17 protein-coding genes and 1 riboswitch are annotated in these 17,207 nt (G+C 42.2%); of the genes, 3 read left to right on the forward strand and 14 right to left on the reverse strand.

The window, feature by feature from the left end:
- Positions 1-26: 26 nt before the first annotated feature.
- Positions 27-230, reverse strand: coding sequence for a sulfur carrier protein ThiS (gene thiS, locus FO442_RS11595; RefSeq protein ID WP_144333359.1), 204 nt, complete (start codon positions 228-230; stop codon positions 27-29).
- Positions 231-270: 40 nt separating this feature from the next.
- A riboswitch (TPP riboswitch) is annotated at positions 271-364 on the reverse strand.
- Between the two features lie 171 nt (positions 365-535).
- Here thiS and FO442_RS11600 point away from each other — a divergent pair.
- Positions 536-958, forward strand: coding sequence for a DoxX family protein (locus FO442_RS11600; protein ID WP_144333360.1), 423 nt, complete (start codon positions 536-538; stop codon positions 956-958).
- A 74-nt stretch (positions 959-1,032) separates the two neighbouring features.
- Here FO442_RS11600 and FO442_RS11605 read toward each other — a convergent pair whose 3' ends face one another.
- The 9 genes from FO442_RS11605 to FO442_RS11645 form a co-directional block, all read right to left on the reverse strand.
- Positions 1,033-1,701 carry a DUF1361 domain-containing protein gene (locus FO442_RS11605; RefSeq protein WP_144333361.1) on the reverse strand — a complete coding sequence of 223 codons (669 nt, stop codon included), beginning with the start codon at positions 1,699-1,701 and terminating at the stop codon, positions 1,033-1,035.
- A complete protein-coding gene (locus FO442_RS11610) occupies positions 1,686-2,075 on the reverse strand; it encodes a diacylglycerol kinase family protein (protein WP_144333362.1) in 390 nt (129 codons plus the stop codon). The genes FO442_RS11605 and FO442_RS11610 overlap by 16 nt, the downstream gene beginning before the upstream one ends.
- Positions 2,076-2,259: 184 nt before the next feature.
- The gene (locus FO442_RS11615; protein ID WP_144333363.1) at positions 2,260-4,407 is read right to left on the reverse strand and encodes a polyribonucleotide nucleotidyltransferase; all 2,148 of its coding nucleotides are present in this window, start codon (positions 4,405-4,407) and stop codon (positions 2,260-2,262) included.
- A 182-nt stretch (positions 4,408-4,589) separates the two neighbouring features.
- On the reverse strand, positions 4,590-4,859 hold the full coding sequence (gene rpsO, locus FO442_RS11620; protein WP_144333364.1) for a 30S ribosomal protein S15: 270 nt from the start codon (positions 4,857-4,859) through the stop codon (positions 4,590-4,592).
- 302 nt (positions 4,860-5,161) lie between these two features.
- Positions 5,162-6,082: a toxin-antitoxin system YwqK family antitoxin gene (locus tag FO442_RS11625; protein WP_144333365.1), complete on the reverse strand. Its 921-nt coding sequence runs from the start codon at positions 6,080-6,082 to the stop codon at positions 5,162-5,164.
- Between the two features lie 194 nt (positions 6,083-6,276).
- On the reverse strand, positions 6,277-6,837 hold the full coding sequence (locus FO442_RS11630; RefSeq protein ID WP_144333366.1) for a HutD/Ves family protein: 561 nt from the start codon (positions 6,835-6,837) through the stop codon (positions 6,277-6,279).
- A 42-nt stretch (positions 6,838-6,879) separates the two neighbouring features.
- A complete protein-coding gene (gene accD / locus FO442_RS11635; RefSeq protein WP_144333367.1) occupies positions 6,880-7,725 on the reverse strand; it encodes an acetyl-CoA carboxylase, carboxyltransferase subunit beta in 846 nt (281 codons plus the stop codon).
- 9 nt (positions 7,726-7,734) lie between these two features.
- Positions 7,735-8,808: a class II fructose-bisphosphate aldolase gene (gene fbaA, locus FO442_RS11640; protein ID WP_144333368.1), complete on the reverse strand. Its 1,074-nt coding sequence runs from the start codon at positions 8,806-8,808 to the stop codon at positions 7,735-7,737.
- 79 nt (positions 8,809-8,887) lie between these two features.
- The gene (locus tag FO442_RS11645; protein WP_186280076.1) at positions 8,888-11,746 is read right to left on the reverse strand and encodes a BamA/TamA family outer membrane protein; all 2,859 of its coding nucleotides are present in this window, start codon (positions 11,744-11,746) and stop codon (positions 8,888-8,890) included.
- An 84-nt stretch (positions 11,747-11,830) separates the two neighbouring features.
- Between FO442_RS11645 and FO442_RS11650 the strand changes: the two genes are divergently transcribed.
- A complete protein-coding gene (locus FO442_RS11650) occupies positions 11,831-12,559 on the forward strand; it encodes an RNA methyltransferase (protein WP_425460004.1) in 729 nt (242 codons plus the stop codon).
- A 2-nt stretch (positions 12,560-12,561) separates the two neighbouring features.
- Complete coding sequence (locus FO442_RS11655; RefSeq protein ID WP_144333370.1) at positions 12,562-13,542, forward strand: tetratricopeptide repeat protein; 981 nt, start codon at positions 12,562-12,564, stop codon at positions 13,540-13,542.
- A 91-nt stretch (positions 13,543-13,633) separates the two neighbouring features.
- Here FO442_RS11655 and FO442_RS11660 read toward each other — a convergent pair whose 3' ends face one another.
- The 4 genes from FO442_RS11660 to ubiE form a co-directional block, all read right to left on the reverse strand.
- On the reverse strand, positions 13,634-13,822 hold the full coding sequence (locus FO442_RS11660) for a hypothetical protein (RefSeq protein WP_144333371.1): 189 nt from the start codon (positions 13,820-13,822) through the stop codon (positions 13,634-13,636).
- Positions 13,823-13,955: 133 nt separating this feature from the next.
- Positions 13,956-15,509 (reverse strand): NAD(P)/FAD-dependent oxidoreductase, encoded by a 1,554-nt coding sequence (locus FO442_RS11665; protein ID WP_144333372.1) that lies wholly within the window; start codon positions 15,507-15,509, stop codon positions 13,956-13,958.
- A gap of 11 nt (positions 15,510-15,520) precedes the next feature.
- Positions 15,521-16,243: a type IX secretion/gliding motility protein PorT/SprT gene (porT, locus tag FO442_RS11670; RefSeq protein ID WP_144333373.1), complete on the reverse strand. Its 723-nt coding sequence runs from the start codon at positions 16,241-16,243 to the stop codon at positions 15,521-15,523.
- A 131-nt stretch (positions 16,244-16,374) separates the two neighbouring features.
- Positions 16,375-17,106, reverse strand: coding sequence for a bifunctional demethylmenaquinone methyltransferase/2-methoxy-6-polyprenyl-1,4-benzoquinol methylase UbiE (gene ubiE, locus FO442_RS11675; protein WP_144333374.1), 732 nt, complete (start codon positions 17,104-17,106; stop codon positions 16,375-16,377).
- Positions 17,107-17,207: the final 101 nt, after the last annotated feature.

Raw genomic sequence — 17,207 nt, forward strand, 5'->3', positions numbered from 1 at the left:
CAGTCCTCCCTCAAGGGAGGAAGAGATCAACCTCCCTGCGTTGCTTTAATTATTAAAATATCGTCATTTTCACCGACAGGTGTTTCCTGCCAGGAATCCTTCGGAATCACTTGTCCGTTAATAGCCACAGCAATTCCCCTGGAGTTTTCACCGATTTGCTGAAAAACCACATTTGAAAGCACTGTTTGAGCTTCGACTTCTGTTGCTTGATTGTTTACTGATATTGTCATCCACATGTAATTTACGTACTTTAGGAATGACTACAAAGAAAGTATCCATTTCACTTTTCCCTACGCCGGTACTAACCGAACAGGTTCGAAGGGTATTTCTCAGTCAGCCGCAACCGACACCCCTAAAGTGGGGTAAAGATACAAGAGTTAATTGAGAAAGAGAAAAATGATACGTTAAAATTTAGAGTTTTGTTAAATGATGTAATGAGAACTTTTATAAAAAGCTCAAACAGGTTAAATCACAGAATAAAGTTGATTATTAATCTGACATTCATTAACTTACAAGATATTACAAATGTTGTATCATGAAAACAATTGTTCGAATGAATAAATGGGCAAATGCCCATACATCAATTGGTTTGGATGTGCTACGCATTGCCTTAGGTATTTTCTTGTTTTGGAAAGGAATTCAATTTGCCGGACAGACAAAAGAACTTGCCCATTTAATTGCTCCGAATAATAAGGATGCAATTATTGTAATTATAGCGCATTACATTGCCATGTCCCATTTTGCAGGTGGTATTCTGGTAACGGTGGGTTTACTCACCCGGCTCTCTCTCGCATTTCAATGGCCCGTTTTGGTTGGGGCGGTTATTATTAATTTTACCGGAACGATGGATTCTATGGCTTTGATTCAAGCCATTGCTGCTCTTGTGGTAGCCACATTCTTTTTAGTGGTTGGGTCAGGGAAACACTCTGTTGATTATACGCTGAAGATGAATATGTAAATTCAAGTTGTACAAGCTTGTGATTGGGTTATATGATTAACCTGCCTTGTCATATAACCCTATTCAGTTTACACTTAATTAAATCTGTTTCTCTTTAAGAATCTGAACGTAAAATATATCATCGTGAGGAACAAGCCCATGAAAATGGTGACTCCCCATGTTCTGGTGTGATCGAACGGATTGATGATCCGGTCACCTACATCACCCATTAATCTGACCGGTTGATGCAAAATATCCCAACTGTTCCAACGCAGGTACCTTCCGATGTAAATTCCAAAACCGCTTACAAATAATAGAAAAACGGATAAAGTTGTAATGACTTTTTTGGATAGGAATTGCTCCATCAGTTCTTCCAGGTTCCACAAACTGAGGAAACCATAAAGTAACCCCGTCCAGGCAAAAGAAAGAATCAACACCAGGTCAAACCAAATAGGCATGGAAGAGTGATGACTCAGGTGAAACAAATCGGTCAAAATGTACGATGCATTCGGGAAGAATAAGAGCCAAATTCCCAACATTCCGAAAACAGCCAAACGACTTTTTTGCAAATTCGGGCTCATGCTTAAGAGCATGGTCAAAAACCAAGGAATGAATGCCAGGAATAAATTCCAGTTTAAAAAGAGAAAATGCTTAGTCCCCGAAAATTCTACCCTGAAAAGAGACAGAGCAAAACAGAAAAGGGACAAAACCCCCATAAAGAGAGAAATTTGAAATTGGTTGATTTTGATTAGTTGTTTGTACATAAGGTGATGATTTTAGGTAAGAAAATGATGATTCCAGTAACTAATGCAGAAACAGCACTGATCAGCACAGCAGCCGCTGCCAGGTCTTTTACTTTTTTGATTTGGGGGTGTTTTTCAGGAGAAACAAAGTCGGCCAGGGCTTCCAGTGACGTATTGATCAACTCACAAATAAATACGATGCCGATTACTATGACCAGTAAAACCCATTCGCTTAAGGATATTCTCAGGACAAACCCCAAAATGAGTGCAATTATTGCCGAAACCAAATGAATCCGTGCATTGTGCTCTTCACTGAATAATGTTCTCAGTCCTGCAAAAGCATGCTTGAAGCTAAGGAGTCGTTGGGATATGGAAAAAGGGTTGGATGTTTTCATTTTTGCGCAGTTAACTGTTACTGAAACGCAAAGAATGGAAGATATTGTGGAATTAGCATTTATTGGGAAATCCCTGTTCCTTTTTAATCCCCTGTATTAAAAACTGAAAAGATGGTTTTACAAATTTCAAGATACTAAAAAAGCCCCGACATTTATCGGGGCTTTTGTTTTATGCTAGTTTCAATTACTCAGCTTTTGGAGCTTCAGCAGCTTTCTCCGGTCTTGGTAATAACACTTTACGGGACAATTTCCATTTTTTCGTTTTCGGATCTTTTCCGACTACTTTAAACTTCAATACGTCTCCTTCTTTTACTACGTCTTCCATTTTCGCTACTTTCTCCCAGGAGAACTCAGAGATGTGGATCAACCCGTCTGTTCCCGGAAGTATTTCAACGAATACCCCGAAATCTTTGATCGCTTTCACTTTTCCTTCGTATTCCATGCCTTCTTCTACAGTTGGAGGGAAAGCGATGGAGCGGATGCGTGAATTCGCAGCGTTCATGTCTTTCGCATTGTTCGACATAATCTGAACACGTCCTTCACCTGTTTCCAATTCTTCGATAGTAATAGTTGTGTTCGTATCTTTTTGGATTCCCTGGATGATCTTACCTCCAGGTCCGATGATCGCTCCGATCATATCGTTCGGCACATTGAATGCTTCGATACGAGGAGTTTGCGGCTTGAAGTCCGGATTTGGTTTCGCAATTGTTTCAACAATCTTGTTCAAGATGTGTAAACGACCTGCACGAGCTTGCTCCAATGCCTGGATCAATACTTCATATGGTAAACCGTCTACTTTAATATCCATTTGGCAAGCTGTGATTCCAGCTGCTGTTCCGGTTACTTTAAAGTCCATATCTCCTAAGTGATCTTCATCTCCTAAAATATCGGACAATACTGCAAATTTACCTTCGTCGGCAACCAATCCCATAGCAATTCCTGAAACAGGCGCCTTGATTTGAACACCACCATCCATCAATGCCAATGTACCTGCACACACAGTTGCCATCGAAGACGAACCGTTTGATTCCAGGATATCTGACACCAAGCGGATCGTATATGCATTATCTTCCGGAAGAACCGGTTTCAATGCACGTAATGCCAGGTTTCCGTGTCCGATCTCGCGACGGGAAGTTCCACGCAAAGGCTTCGCTTCTCCTGTAGAGAATGGAGGGAAGTTATAATGTAATAAGAATTTCTCTGTTCCGTGGAAAGTCACTCCGTCGATCAATTGCTCATCCATTTTACCACCAAGCGTCAAGGTGGTCAATGACTGCGTTTCTCCGCGTGTAAATACTGCAGATCCGTGAACCATTGGTAAGTAATCTACTTCCGCCCAAATCGGACGAATCTCGTCGAATTTACGACCATCCAAACGCTTTTGTTCGTTCAACATCACCCAACGCACTGCTTTTTTCTTCACTTCAGAGAAGTAAGTAGAAATGAATCCTCCTACTTCAAGCAATTCTTCTTCTGAATATGCAGCTTTCACTTCCGTTTTGATGGCGTCAAACAATTCTGTTCTTTTCGCTTTATTAGCAAGACCCTGACGAGCAACTTCTTTACATTTATCCATTGCCAATTCGTACACTTTCGCTTTCACTTCCTCATTATGAGTTTCGTGAGAGTATTCACGCTTCGGATTAGCTGTCGGGATCATAGCTCCAAGATCTAACTGGAACTGACATTGCTCCTTAATTGCAGCATGTGCAATTTTAATCGCCTCAACCATTTCCAATTCCGAGATCTCTTTGAATTCTCCTTCGATCATGTTTACGTCTTTCATGGTACCGGCAACCATCATATCGATATCAGCCGATTTCATTTCTTCCATGGTAGGATTCACGATCCACTCCCCGTTCACACGGCCCACACGTACTTCAGACATCGGTCCGTTGAACGGAATATCCGACACTGCAATTGCAGCAGAAGCTGCCAAACCACACAGTGCATCCGGGTTGTTTACACCATCGTAAGCCAACAATTGAATCATCAACTGAACTTCTGCATGGTAATCGTCCGGGAATAATGGACGCAATGCGCGGTCCACCAAACGCATGACCAAAATTTCTGCTTCAGACGGACGTGCCTCTCTGCGGAAGAAACCTCCCGGAAAACGTCCTGCTGCCGCATATTTCTCACGGTAATCTACCGTTAACGGAAGGAAATCTACTCCTTCTTTTGCCTCTGGTGCCGCAACTACTGTTGCCAATAACACCGTGTTGCCCATTTGTAACACTACTGACCCGTCGGCTTGTTTTGCCAATTTTCCGGTCTCGATGGAAATTTCTTTCCCGCCAGTAACGATGGACTTTTTGATTCCTATATTCATATTTATCTATTACGTGTTTAAAATGCCTTCATTTATATGTACTGACGCGAGGCCTCGCGTCCCTGTCTTTATCGTTCTACGAACGATTTAAACAAAAAAGGGGACACCGGATAATTCCGACAAGCCCCCCTTTTTAATATTTGTCGTAGGAACGAAACGTTTTTCGTTCCTACCGTTTCGAATTAACGACGTAAACCTAATTCTTTGATCAACGCACGGTATTTCTCGATATCCTTTTTCTTAAGGTAATCTAACATACTGCGACGCTTACCAACCAATAACTGCAAAGATCTTTGTGTTCCGTAATCTTTACGGTTCTTTTTCAAATGCTCCGTTAAGTGAGCGATACGAAATGTAAACAAAGCAACTTGTGCTTCTGTAGAACCTGTGTTTGTTTCTGAACCTCCGTGTTTAGCGAAGATCTCTTTCTTTTTTGCTGAATCTAAATACATGCCAATATTACTTGAATGATTATTATGTAGAACCCCAACTTTTGGAATTATGGTGCAAAGATAGCAACTAATTCCGAATTATGAACGCTGAATAATGAATTAGTTGAGCCAATGCTTACTTTTCGTGATAGATTTCCAGGACTTCCCGGTACTTTTTCAATTGCTGTGGGAAATTGATCCATGCATACTAACCGGTTGGGAACAAATGTGGTACATTCTGAGCTTCAGACGTAAAAACGAAAATAAAAGAAATTGACAGTGTAAGGAGCATTCGTCACACTCCCGAATAAACGTTTAAATGGTTACAGCCCTCCGTCGGAGACATACATTCCATCTTTGAAGATCCGGACTTTCAGAAGTACACCGTCCCGGTCATAGACAAATACTTTTCCATCTTTCAGCTGACCGTTTCTAAATTGTCCGTCGATCCAGATCTCATCTGAAACCGTGTACAATTTATTGAATCCATTCGGTTGGAAAACAGCCCCTTTGGCAACACGCGGAGTGTGAATAAACGGTGCATTCATGATCGAATTGCGGACAGGAGAATTGGTATTTGAATCCTGAATCTTTTCAATCTGGCTTACTACATTCTGAATTTCAGGATTTTCTACAGTGACTTTATGCGGTGTTCTTACACTCAGGTATGTGGAGTACAATTGCGGATAATTTTGTGACAACCAGGCAAAATTCACATGCGCATTTTGAGACTGGTTTTGATTGAGGGATTCCTCTACCCAAAACTGATATGAAAACGGAACACTGAATGCACGTTTCGCAAAGAATACCTGACCGGCAACCATTTCACGATTGTGGAACATCATACGGCAATCAAATAATCCGTTGTGGACCTCCAGGTTTTGAGGCTGTGTATTTTTTCTTGAAACGCTGCTAGCCTGAAGCAATTCTCCTTTTCTGTCAAAACGGAAATAAGCACCGCCGGGTCTGTTGTCTAAATATTCACCGATCAGTCGCGGTGTTTTTCCATCCGGATAATAACAGATCCATGCACCAAACTTTCGGCCTTTAATGTATCTTCCTTCTTTCCTTTTTGATTTGCTATCCAGCGAAGTGGCATCATTTTCCTCATCAACAACCCAATACCCTGTTCTTTTTCCATGAGCATCCAGTTTATTCAACGTATCTGCTTCGCTAACTTTTGCAGACCAGCCAATGTTGGTGAGCAAAAATAAAAAAGTGAATATGCTAATTAATTTGTTCAAGGTAAAATATCTTTAGTTCTGCATTAGTTTTCAGTAGAACGAATATATACTTTTCAACCATATACAGAAGCTCCTGATGAAAATATTTTCTGAACAAATGAATATTCAACCTATTTCAACGAATAAATGAATCCCCGGTGAATTTGGCCCGATTCATTGATATAGCAAGAGAATATTGTAGTACTCACGGGAAATCAGTCAACTAAATCCAGTTCGATGGAAATTATCCGGGAATCCTTTGAACAGGCCAATTGTACCTTTTCCGAATCCTCAATTAACAAAAGTGCCGGAGCGTGAATAAATCGAATGCCGGCCGTACACGACCCGGATTCAAGAAACACCATATCGGTTGTTTCGGGTAAAACAACCTCGGTCTCCCCTGAAAAATGGCTGATATGCAGTTTGGGATGGTAAACGGGCTTGAAAAATATGTTGAAGTCCGTAATCTTCCCCTTTCCTTTCGTAGACCATTCTCCACTGAAACGAGCCAATTCAAATTCACTGACGTCTTGACGGATTACCCCATTTGGTGTTCGATGTTCCATTTCCAGCTTTCCTTTCAGAGGAATCAAAATACGTTCATATCCGTGAAAAACGGTAAAGTCGGACACTTCTGTCTTCACTACAGCCGTACTGATCCTCCAATCAAAATTACGCTCTTCCAGGCTCGCTCCTTCCGGAGAAATAATCAGCTGCGTGGTAGTCCCTCCGCTCCACGTTGAAGATCTAAAATCCGCTTCTGTGAGTATTTTCATGGCAAAAAAAATCCTCCCGGTTTTACCGGGAGGAACTATTCATTAAGATCTGAAAAGTTTCAGGGAATGTCCTAACTTTTCTTTCAATTCTGTTCGATCGATAATATAGTCGAGGAATCCATGTTCCAAAACGAATTCGGAAGTCTGGAATCCGTCCGGAAGATCCCGGCCAATGGTTTCTTTCACTACCCGCGGTCCGGCAAAACCGATCAACGCTTCCGGCTCCGCAATGTTAATATCACCCAACATGGCAAAGGAAGCGGTCACACCACCGGTTGTAGGATCCGTCAAATATGAAATGTAAGGCAATTTGTGATTGGACAATTGTCCCAGTTTACCTGAAACCTTCGCCATTTGCATCAGGGAAAAACCTGCTTCCATCATACGTGCTCCCCCCGACTTTGAAATGATCATGAAAGGCGCTTTCAACTCAATTGCTTTGTCAATGGCACGTGCGATTTTCTCACCCATGACTGACCCCATGGAGCCACCCACAAATGCAAAGTCCATAGCTGCAACAACGAACGGATGTCCATCCATGTCACCATAGGCTGTTCTGATCGCATCTTTTAACCCGGTTGCTTTTTGGGTTGCCTTGATTCGGTCGGTATATTTTTTCGTATCTACGAATTCCAGCGGATCACCGGATGTTACTTTTTCATTGATCTCGGTATACTTACCTTCATCAAAAATGAGCTGAAAATATTGCTCGGAACCAATTCTTTCATGGTTTGAACAACGATCGCACACCCACGAATTTTTCTCCAGGTCCTGTGCCGTAAACACTGTTTTACAACGGGAACATTTACTCCAAAGTCCTTCCGGGGTTTCTTTCTTATCTTTTGTAGAGGTAGTAATACCTTCTTTGGAACGTTTAAACCAACTCATATCACCAGCTTATTTTGTCAATGTGTTTATATTATTCAAATCGGAAAACGATTGCTCCAAACGTTTCACAAATGTCAATTCGCCTTCGCGCAACCATTTTCTCGGATCATAGTATTTCTTGTTCGGAGCATCTTCCCCTTCCGGATTACCAATTTGCGTTTTCAGGTAATCAATTTTAGAAGTGACGTAATCACGTACACCTTCCGTAAATGCAAACTGAAGATCGGTATCCAGGTTCATCTTGATTACTCCATACCCGATTGCTTCCCGGATTTCATCTACCGTAGAACCGGAACCACCATGGAAAACAAAATCCACCGGATTATGGCCTGTATTGAATTTTTCCTGAACGTATTTCTGAGAGTTCAATAAGATTTTTGGCGTCAACTTCACATTTCCGGGTTTGTAAACCCCGTGAACATTTCCAAATGCAGCAGCAATCGTAAAACGAGGACTTACTTTCATCAGTTCCTCGTAAGCATAAGCAACTTCTTCCGGTTGAGTGTATAGTTTGGACGAATCCACGTCGCTGTTATCCACGCCATCTTCTTCCCCACCGGTAATCCCCAATTCGATTTCCAAAGTCATTCCCATTTTACTCATACGAGCCAAATACTTCTTGCAAATCGTTATGTTTTCTTCGATCGGTTCTTCTGAAAGATCCAGCATGTGAGAAGAGTAAAGGGGTTTCCCTGTTTCTTTAAAAAACTGTTCGCCGGCATCCAGCAAGCCGTCCACCCAGGGAAGTAAATTTTTCGCACAATGGTCCGTATGCAGGATCACCGTTACACCATAAGCTTCAGCCAATGCATGTACGTGTTTCGCACCGGAAATCCCTCCTAAAATAGCAGCCTGTTCGTCTTTATTGGACAAGGACTTTCCAGCAAAGAAATGTGCCCCGCCGTTTGAGAACTGGATAATCACCGGTGAATTCAATTTCGCCGCTGTTTCCATTACTGCATTGACCGTAGAAGTACTCGTAACGTTTACAGCCGGAAGTGCAAATCCCTTTTCTTTCGCATAGCGAAAAATTTCCTGAACCTCATCTCCGGAGGCAACTCCGGGTTTAATTGAATAAGCCATTTTAGTCATTATTTGGGGTGTAAAAGTAATGAAAAGTGCCGAATATTAAAGTAGAAACCATAAAATTCACACGGAAGTATCAGAATGGAACACCGATCCCGAAGTTCAAACGCAATTGGTACAGGTAATTTGGAATATTATCCCGGTAATCTGTACCGTAAATCTGCTCCGCCAGGGTATAGAACTCCGTTTTCTTAGAGAAAATCCACCGCTCGCCTGTTGGGAAACTAGGATCATGGATCGGAAGCCCCAGGTCAAAACGCAAGATAAAGTACGTGAAGTCAAATCGAAGTCCATACCCCACAGAGACTCCCAGCTCCTTCAGGAATCGTGCAGATATTTGTCCTCCGGGCCTGTTCACGTCGTTATTCCTGGTCCAGATATTTCCTGCATCAATAAACACGGCATGATTTAAAATTCCCCTGGAATTAATCCGGTATTCCAAAGATGCATTGAAGCGGATATCACCGATCTGTGTTGCGATCAGGTTCGGATCCAGTAATCCCTGATAGGCACCCGGACCAAGAGTTCTTGCAGCCCAACCCCGGTTATCATTTGATCCACCCGCAAAAAACGAATAATCATAAGGAAGCGATGTCGGAGAGTTTTTCATCGGGAAACCAATTCCGGCCATGGTGCGAAAAGCGATCAGTGTGCGCTTACCCGTTTTGTAGTAGGCCACAATCTTATTGTCGATCACAGAAAATTGCGAATATGGAATCCCCATGAATAATTTGTGTCCCAGGGTATCGTAATTCGGATTGATGGATGTAATTGCATTCAGGAGATTCCCGGCAATCGAAAAACTTCCTGAATACGTAACACGCAATTTAGGGATTATTTTATTGGTTTTCAGCAAGTTATCATAGTCAAATGTCAGCTTGAAATCTTCCCAGATAAATTGGTCCCGGTAGGCATTTTTCAAGAACAAGTCATTCAGCAGTGCCAGTTTTGCAGTGAAATCAGGCTTCGGATCCAATGAAACGTATTTGATAACGGATGCTCCCGGAAGACCAAATGAAACAGACTGTGTTTTACCATTTCCCACCAGGAATTTATACAAGTAATTGAATTGGAGAACACTTCTCGCAAAATCAGGTCGCTGCTGGTAGTTATAAGCCGCAGAAAGTTCCGTTCTCGGCCGTTGTCTCTTTCCCAGAATGGTCACCCCAAAAGGAAACAAGCCCGGAATATCCAGCTTCGCAGAAGGACCGAATTCAAAAGTATTGAAGCTTCTTCCCTGTGTTTTGATCTTATTCCCTTTATCGTCCGTACTAAATACACTGGGGTTGGATTCAAAACCTCCGGAAACAGAAAAAATGAAGTTCGTTCCCGTTCTGAAAATATTGCGATTGGTATAATTCAGGGACGCACTCAATCCGAGGAACCCGTTCGAGTTCTTTGCCCGCGGTTCAAAGCTGAAACTTTGTTTCGTGGCTGGCACCAGGTAATAATGCACATGGACGATACCGCTTCCCGGATACGTTTCTACAATTTCCGGTTTAATGACAGAAAACAAGTTCAATTGTACCAAGCGTGTAAACGAACGTTCCAGGTAATATTCCTTATAGTAGTTGTCGTTTTCCAGGTAATTCTGCGCTTCGATCAGGGTTGGGCTTACAAATGGCTTCCCATTGTAATAGAATACCGCAATCCGGTGCGGATCATAGTCAATACTGTCTTTCTGTTTTCCCCAGATATTCCGTTCTGTACTTTTCAAATAAACCCGCTTATTTCTCGGCAATCCCAAATCCTTGGTCGCAGGGTCCTCAACTCTTCTCCTTACTTTCTTGTATAAAAGGGAATCGAGCGAAATAATAAACCCATTTTCTTTTAGATCAAGTCCCCGCCCTGCTACCGTATGCTTGAAATCTCCTCTGTAATTGCTGGTATCGGAAAAGTGGAAAAAGACATATTCAATTCGTGTTGAAACATGCGGAATATATTTCACCGAGTTCGGATTATCTTTATCCTGTATCGCACGATCTCCAATAAGCACCGTCAGCGTCATTTTCAGTTCTCCATCACTCGAATTCGATGTCCGGGAGGTATCTGCTTTATAACTGACATTAGACTCAACAAACCCGAAATAAGTCCTGTCGCGAAAATAGCGGGCCAATTCACCTCGATAAGCGCTTAATTTATCCGCATCGAAAGGAAGGTGAATCAGCTTTTTATCGATAATGCTTGCTTTGAAATCCGTATTCAATCCGTTTTTGTCTGACTCCTTTTCAATAAAACGGTTAAACTCGCCCCGTAATCCCGGATTCTTACAAATCAATTTAATGGTGTCGATGTAATAACGGTTTCCGGTCTTGATTTCATAATTAGCGATAACCTTCTTTTTCAGCTTGTGTTTGTTGAACATGCGATGAATCGTATCGAAATGGCTGCTTACCTCGGCATAAAAATACCCCTTTGAGTGCATGTATGCCTGAACCTGAGTCCTGGAGCGGGACATTGCCCCGGTATCGGCAATAACGGGTGCTTCCCCGAATTTGTATTTGATCAATTGACGCAAAGTCAGGTTCGGATCAAGCGTATCTTTTAATTTGATCTTTTTGTAAATATAATCCGGTGCTCCCTTTCGAATAGCCCGTTGCCTCCGTCTTTCATTGATCCGGATCTCGCGTTTGAACCTCTTTTTGTTCTTTTTGTTCAGCCGGTCCAGTTTGTGGAGCCTTCCGCGCTCTGTTCTGACACTATCAATGGAGTTATAGAGTTTCAGCCTGAAAGGAATGCCCAGTACTCTCAGGTTTGGTTTTTGTTTTAATACCTCTTCCAATTCCGACGTACTAATCTTGTCTCCTTCAACCTTAAACTTGTTCTTTTTGAGCAAGTGTTTATTGTCGGGAACCAGTTTTGTGGACAAACATCCCTGAACAGCAAAAGCAACCGTAAAAATTACGAATAAGTGCTTTAGTTTAAGTTGTTCCAATCCCCTCAACATATAGACAAAAATAAGAAACCAAAACAAAAATTCATTTAAAAGACGTGAATTTGGTATGTTTGACAAAAAAAAGTGGAAGCCCTTTCTAAAGCAAAACAAAAATGGATCCGATCCCTCCAGTTAAAAAAAAACCGGGACCAGGAAATGCTTTTCGTTGTAGAAGGCGAAAAATCAGTACTTGAGGGACTTTCTGCCTTTGCTTCACAGGTAGAACTGCTTGCTTGTCTTGATGCATTTTATCCGCAAATTCCGAGCCAATTTCACTCCAAAACTTTTAGCGTCACATCAAAAGAATTGGAACACATCTCCGAATTAAAAACACCGAACAAATGCATCGCCATTTTTAAACGCCCGGTCCGGGCGCTGTTAAGTAATTGTTTTACGATTGTTCTCGATGGAATCCAGGATCCGGGGAATATGGGAACCATCCTTCGATTGGCAGATTGGTTCGGTGTAAAGCAGGTTGTTTGCTCCAAAGACACGGTGGATTGTTACAATTCAAAAGTAATCCAGTCTTCCATGGGAGCAATCTATCGCATACCGGTTCATTATACAGACCTGGCAAGCTATTTGACACAGACGCCTCAACAGAAATACGGTGCCATGCTGAACGGAACAAATTACAAGAAAATAGATTACCCCAAAGACGGTATTCTCATTATGGGAAACGAAGGAAAAGGTGTCCGGTCTGAAATCGAAGCGCTGATTGATATTCCTGTAACAATCCCACGATTCGGAGAAGCAGAATCACTCAATGTAGCCACTGCAACCGCCATTTTATTGGCAGAAATCATTCAGTAATCATGAAGCTTTTAAGTACCATTCTATTTGTTTTTACGTGTTCCTTGCTGTATTCCCAGTTTGAAGAAGCTCCGGATACCAGTAAATACGCTTCCTACCGTTTATCGATCCGTATTGCCAATAACCGCATCATTGCCGACAGCAACAATGCGGAAGCATACATTCAAAGAGGTTACTACCGGAATTTATTGCGGGATTTCGACGGAGCACTCCGGGATATTGACAAGTACCTTTCCCTGAAGCCGGCTGAAGCTTCCGTTTATAAATCCCGGGCAAAAGTAAACTATGAAAAAGGCGATCTGCAACAAGCGATCAGTGACATCAACAAAGCAATCGAACTCAAGCCCGATTTTTATGAAGCGATCAACGATCGTTCAACACTATATTACAAAACCGGGAATTACGAAGCATGTAAATCAGACTTACTGGTTTTGCTGAAACACAATCCGGACGATCTTCCGCAGCTTTTATACTTGGGCTATTGTGAAACAAAACTGGAACATTTCGAGAAGGCCATCAGTCATTTCAGGACCATTCTATCGAAGGATTCGCTTTACAAAGAGGCCTGGAACAATATCGGTTACTGTTATTTCCGGATGGGAGACAACACAAAGGCTCTGGAAGCCATCAACCGTGCCATCCAGATCGATCCGCGCTACCCGGAAGCATACGAGAAAAGAGCACAGGTGAAAATTGCAGAAAGTGACGGGACCGGAGCATTGGAAGATTTGACCCAAGCCCTTTCCTTAAACCCTTTTCTTACGACATCGCTGAATAACCGGACGTTGGTTTACATTGCTGCAAAACGATACAATGAAGCTCTGGGAGATATGAACCTGCTACTTCAACTGGTATATCCGACACCGGAACTTTTAAGGATTCGCGCCGGTATTTACAAAGAATTGGGAGAGACAAAATTGATGGAAGAAGATTTGATGTTTGCAGAGGAAATTGAAAATGGACAATTGAAAATTGAAAAGTAGTTCTCAGCAATAATTTCACTATCAAAAAGGCAAATTCCCTGGTTCCGGATGATCGGGACTTTGTTCCTTTTGAACCTCTAATGATTTTAATTCAAGAATCCATAGACTTAACCGCTCTCAATTTATCCGCCCAAAAAAAATGTTTGGTATCAATGATCCCAATCATTTCTAATGCCTTATGGTTCATGAATTTTATTTTTTGCTTCTTTTCATTTTCCCTGGTTACTTTATTCTCAATTCTGTAAGAAAGTTCTTCGAGTGGTACGCGAATGTCTTTCATTTTTAAAACATCGGACCAAAGAACAACATAGCAAATATTCCAACAAACATAACACTGTTTTCAGAGTGTGCTCCCAAATAATGAAGCTGTTTGATTTAGGACGGGGGATTAATCAGATTGTATTCAAAGCCAATCAGTTTTGCTCCAGGTATGTTTTTACCGCGTCCGCACACTTCATTCCGTCAATTGCTGCGGAAATTATTCCACCTGCATATCCGGCACCTTCTCCACATGGAAATAATCCTTTGGTATTGATACTCATACAGGTTTCGTTGTCTCGGGGAACAGAAACCGGACTTGACGTGCGCGATTCCGGGGCGTGCAAAACCGCATCATTGGTCAAAAAACCACGCATCTTCCGGTCGAAATCAATAAACGCCTGCCGCAATCTTTTGGCAATAAAATCGGGAAGTACCGTATTCAAATCTACCGAAACAATTCCCGGCTGATAGGACGTACGCGGGAAGTCGATTGATTTCCTTCCTTCTACAAAATCTTTCAGGCGCTGGGCAGGAACAGCTTGCGTGCTTCCGGCTGCTTTCCAGCAATCGCGTTCTACTTTTTGTTGAAACTCCAGGCCTACCAAGGGATTATCCGGAGAATAACCAGGCAATTCACCAGGTTCCACACTCACTACGATGCCTGAATTGGATGTCGGATTATTTCGTTTGGACGGAGACCAGCCATTGGTAACTACTTCTCCGTCCGCTGTTGCACAAGGCGCAATGATTCCTCCCGGGCACATACAGAAGGAATAAACCCCTTTATCCTGGACTTGAGTTACCAGCGAATAAGAAGCCGGCGGAAGGAACCAGTCATTGTGCCGGCCGTGGTATTGAATTTCATCAATAAGCTCCTGCGTATGCTCTACTCTTACTCCCAGTGCAAATGCCTTCGCCTGAATAGCGACTTGCTTTTCTTTCAGCAGGTAGAAAATATCCCGGGCAGAATGTCCCGTTGCCAGGATCAAGGCATTGCATGGGATTTTTGTTTGTTCGTTAATCTCAATTGCCCGAACTGCTCCATCAGTCATTTCAATATCCGTCAGTTTGGATTCAAAATGTACTTCCCCGCCAAATTCACGAATACAATTGCGCATCGCTACGATGATTTGAGGCAACTTATTGGTCCCGATATGCGGGTGCGCGTCGACAATAATGTCTTCATGCGCATCAAAATGCACAAACCATTTCAGAGCGCGCATCACGTCTCCGCGTTTTTTTGAGCGCGTATATAATTTTCCATCCGAATAAGTTCCGGCTCCACCCTCTCCGAAACAATAATTGGATTCGGGATTGACCTGGTGTTCTTTGTTGAGTTTCGCCAAATCCCGTCTTCTGGCACGTACATCCTTTCCTCTCTCAAACACAATCGGTTTCAGTCCCAGTTCCAGGGCTCTCAGTCCGGCATACAACCCGGCAGGACCAGCCCCGATAATGTGAACTGTTTTGGAATTTTCCGTTACTTTTTGCGGATTGAATTCCGCGTCAAAAGCGGGAATAATCCCATCCGGAAACACCTCAAAACTTGCATTGATCTTGATGTCGCGTTTACGTGCATCAATGGAACGTTTGTGCCATTTATAAGCAAATGAACCGGCGGGAATATTTAATTCACGGGAAATTGCCGAACGGATGAAGAGTTCGTCTTTTGCTTCTTCAGGAGAAAATTGAAATTGTACCTGCATTCAAATGGATTCTAGCCTTCAAAGATAAGGGAAATCCAAAGCACTTTGTTGTACAGGCGATCGATCGGTTTGGAAACAGGCGAATTATCCTGGATCAATGAATTCTGGAAACTTTGAGAAAACTTCACTTCAAAACCAAATTTAAAATAGGGAGCAAACCATTCCAATCCACCACCTACTTGTCCCTGAAAATCGTTCGCCTTGATCTTAATAAAAGGATCAATGAAGTTTTGTGAAGCGTCTTCCTGTGACTGCAAATCGTAGGAATATTGTCCTCCTACAAGCACATATGCCGCAAAATTATTGATCCGCAACGTTCTGAATTGAAGCATTAACGGGAAATCCAGGTTGGTCGAGTTGACACGTTCTTCCTGAAAAATATCTTTTGTAACGGAAGGATCCGGATCCTGGTAATAATAGCGAACAGCACGTTCCTGGAAAGATAAGGTTGGAATAAAACGCAAACGAACAACCGGATGCCCGAGCTTAACAGTTGTCACGATTCCCACCTGGCCTCCCGGCTGGCGATGCGTTTCAAGCGATTTCAGGTTGTAAGAAGCATAGGCATCATTCACGGGAATGGCCTTAAAATTGGCCGAATTGATCCCCAGCATAAACCCAAAATGAATCCAGCGCTCATCAAAGCGTTTATAATTCTTCGGTTTTTCAGGTTGTGCAAAAAGAGTACCCGTTAGTAAAAGACTGATAATCGTTATGACCCATTTCCCATTCATACTTGTCAAACGCTGTTTGAATTTTTTTATTTTAAAAAAATCAGTTCAAAAAGTTTAAATGTTCAAAAAGTTGAAACTTTGAATCCGTAATAAATGATTGCGTTCCGGATTTGAACCTTTTGAACTTTCAATTATTTTACCCCTGAGTAAATCGTTGCAATACCGCCGGAAACCAATCTCGCTGCAACTTTCCGATATCCCAGTTTTTCCAAAATATCCGTAAAATCTTTTCCTTCCGGGAATGCAGCGACCGATTCCGGCAGGTAAGCGTATGCTTTTTCATCTTTCGAAATCCGCTTTCCAAAAAATGGAATGATGTATTTCGAATGAAAGGAATAGTATTGTTTCACCGGGAATTTCTTTGGCTTTGAAAATTCCAGGATAATCAGTTTTCCTCCCGGACGAACGACCCGCAGCATTTCAGCCAGGCCCTTTTCCAGATTTTCATAGTTACGAACTCCGAAACCTACAGTCAATGCGTCAAAATAGTTGTCCTCGAAAGGCAGGTTCTCAGAGTCTCCCAGCACCATGGAAATGACCTGATCGAAACTGCGTTTCTTCATTTTTTCACGTCCCACTTCCAGCATTCCTTCGGAAATATCCATTCCCACAATTTCAGTCGGGTTCAATTTCATTAATTGAATAGCAAAATCACCCGTTCCGGTGGCCAGGTCGAGAATGCGTTTAGGCTGGATCTCTTTGAGCATATTGACCGCTTTTCGTCTCCAGACCTTATCAATTCCAACAGATAAAAAGTGATTCAGAAAGTCGTAGCGCTTTGAAATCTTATTGAACATTTCAGCTACCTCTTCTTTCTTTGATTTACCGTCTGTGCCGTATGGCTTTACAACTTTTCTTTCCATCTTATTCATTGCGAATGGAAAATGGATCATTGAAAAGGGTTTTTCTGATGGTTCGTTCAGAATTCCACATCGAAAGCGTTGCTTTCTTTACTTTTCAATTT

The organism is Fluviicola chungangensis, from assembly GCF_007558725.1.
Taxonomy (GTDB): Bacteria; Bacteroidota; Bacteroidia; order Flavobacteriales_D; family Crocinitomicaceae; genus Fluviicola; species Fluviicola chungangensis.

Coding starts and splice junctions, on each gene's coding strand:
- thiS (WP_144333359.1), bottom strand. CDS start 230: ATGACAATATCAGTAAACAATCAAGCAACAGAAGTCGAAGCTCAAACA.
- FO442_RS11600 (WP_144333360.1), top strand. CDS start 536: ATGAAAACAATTGTTCGAATGAATAAATGGGCAAATGCCCATACATCA.
- FO442_RS11605 (WP_144333361.1), bottom strand. CDS start 1,701: ATGTACAAACAACTAATCAAAATCAACCAATTTCAAATTTCTCTCTTT.
- FO442_RS11610 (WP_144333362.1), bottom strand. CDS start 2,075: ATGAAAACATCCAACCCTTTTTCCATATCCCAACGACTCCTTAGCTTC.
- FO442_RS11615 (WP_144333363.1), bottom strand. CDS start 4,407: ATGAATATAGGAATCAAAAAGTCCATCGTTACTGGCGGGAAAGAAATT.
- rpsO (WP_144333364.1), bottom strand. CDS start 4,859: ATGTATTTAGATTCAGCAAAAAAGAAAGAGATCTTCGCTAAACACGGA.
- FO442_RS11630 (WP_144333366.1), bottom strand. CDS start 6,837: ATGAAAATACTCACAGAAGCGGATTTTAGATCTTCAACGTGGAGCGGA.
- accD (WP_144333367.1), bottom strand. CDS start 7,725: ATGAGTTGGTTTAAACGTTCCAAAGAAGGTATTACTACCTCTACAAAA.
- fbaA (WP_144333368.1), bottom strand. CDS start 8,808: ATGGCTTATTCAATTAAACCCGGAGTTGCCTCCGGAGATGAGGTTCAG.
- FO442_RS11655 (WP_144333370.1), top strand. CDS start 12,562: ATGAAGCTTTTAAGTACCATTCTATTTGTTTTTACGTGTTCCTTGCTG.
- FO442_RS11660 (WP_144333371.1), bottom strand. CDS start 13,822: ATGAAAGACATTCGCGTACCACTCGAAGAACTTTCTTACAGAATTGAG.
- FO442_RS11665 (WP_144333372.1), bottom strand. CDS start 15,509: ATGCAGGTACAATTTCAATTTTCTCCTGAAGAAGCAAAAGACGAACTC.
- porT (WP_144333373.1), bottom strand. CDS start 16,243: ATGAATGGGAAATGGGTCATAACGATTATCAGTCTTTTACTAACGGGT.
- ubiE (WP_144333374.1), bottom strand. CDS start 17,106: ATGGAAAGAAAAGTTGTAAAGCCATACGGCACAGACGGTAAATCAAAG.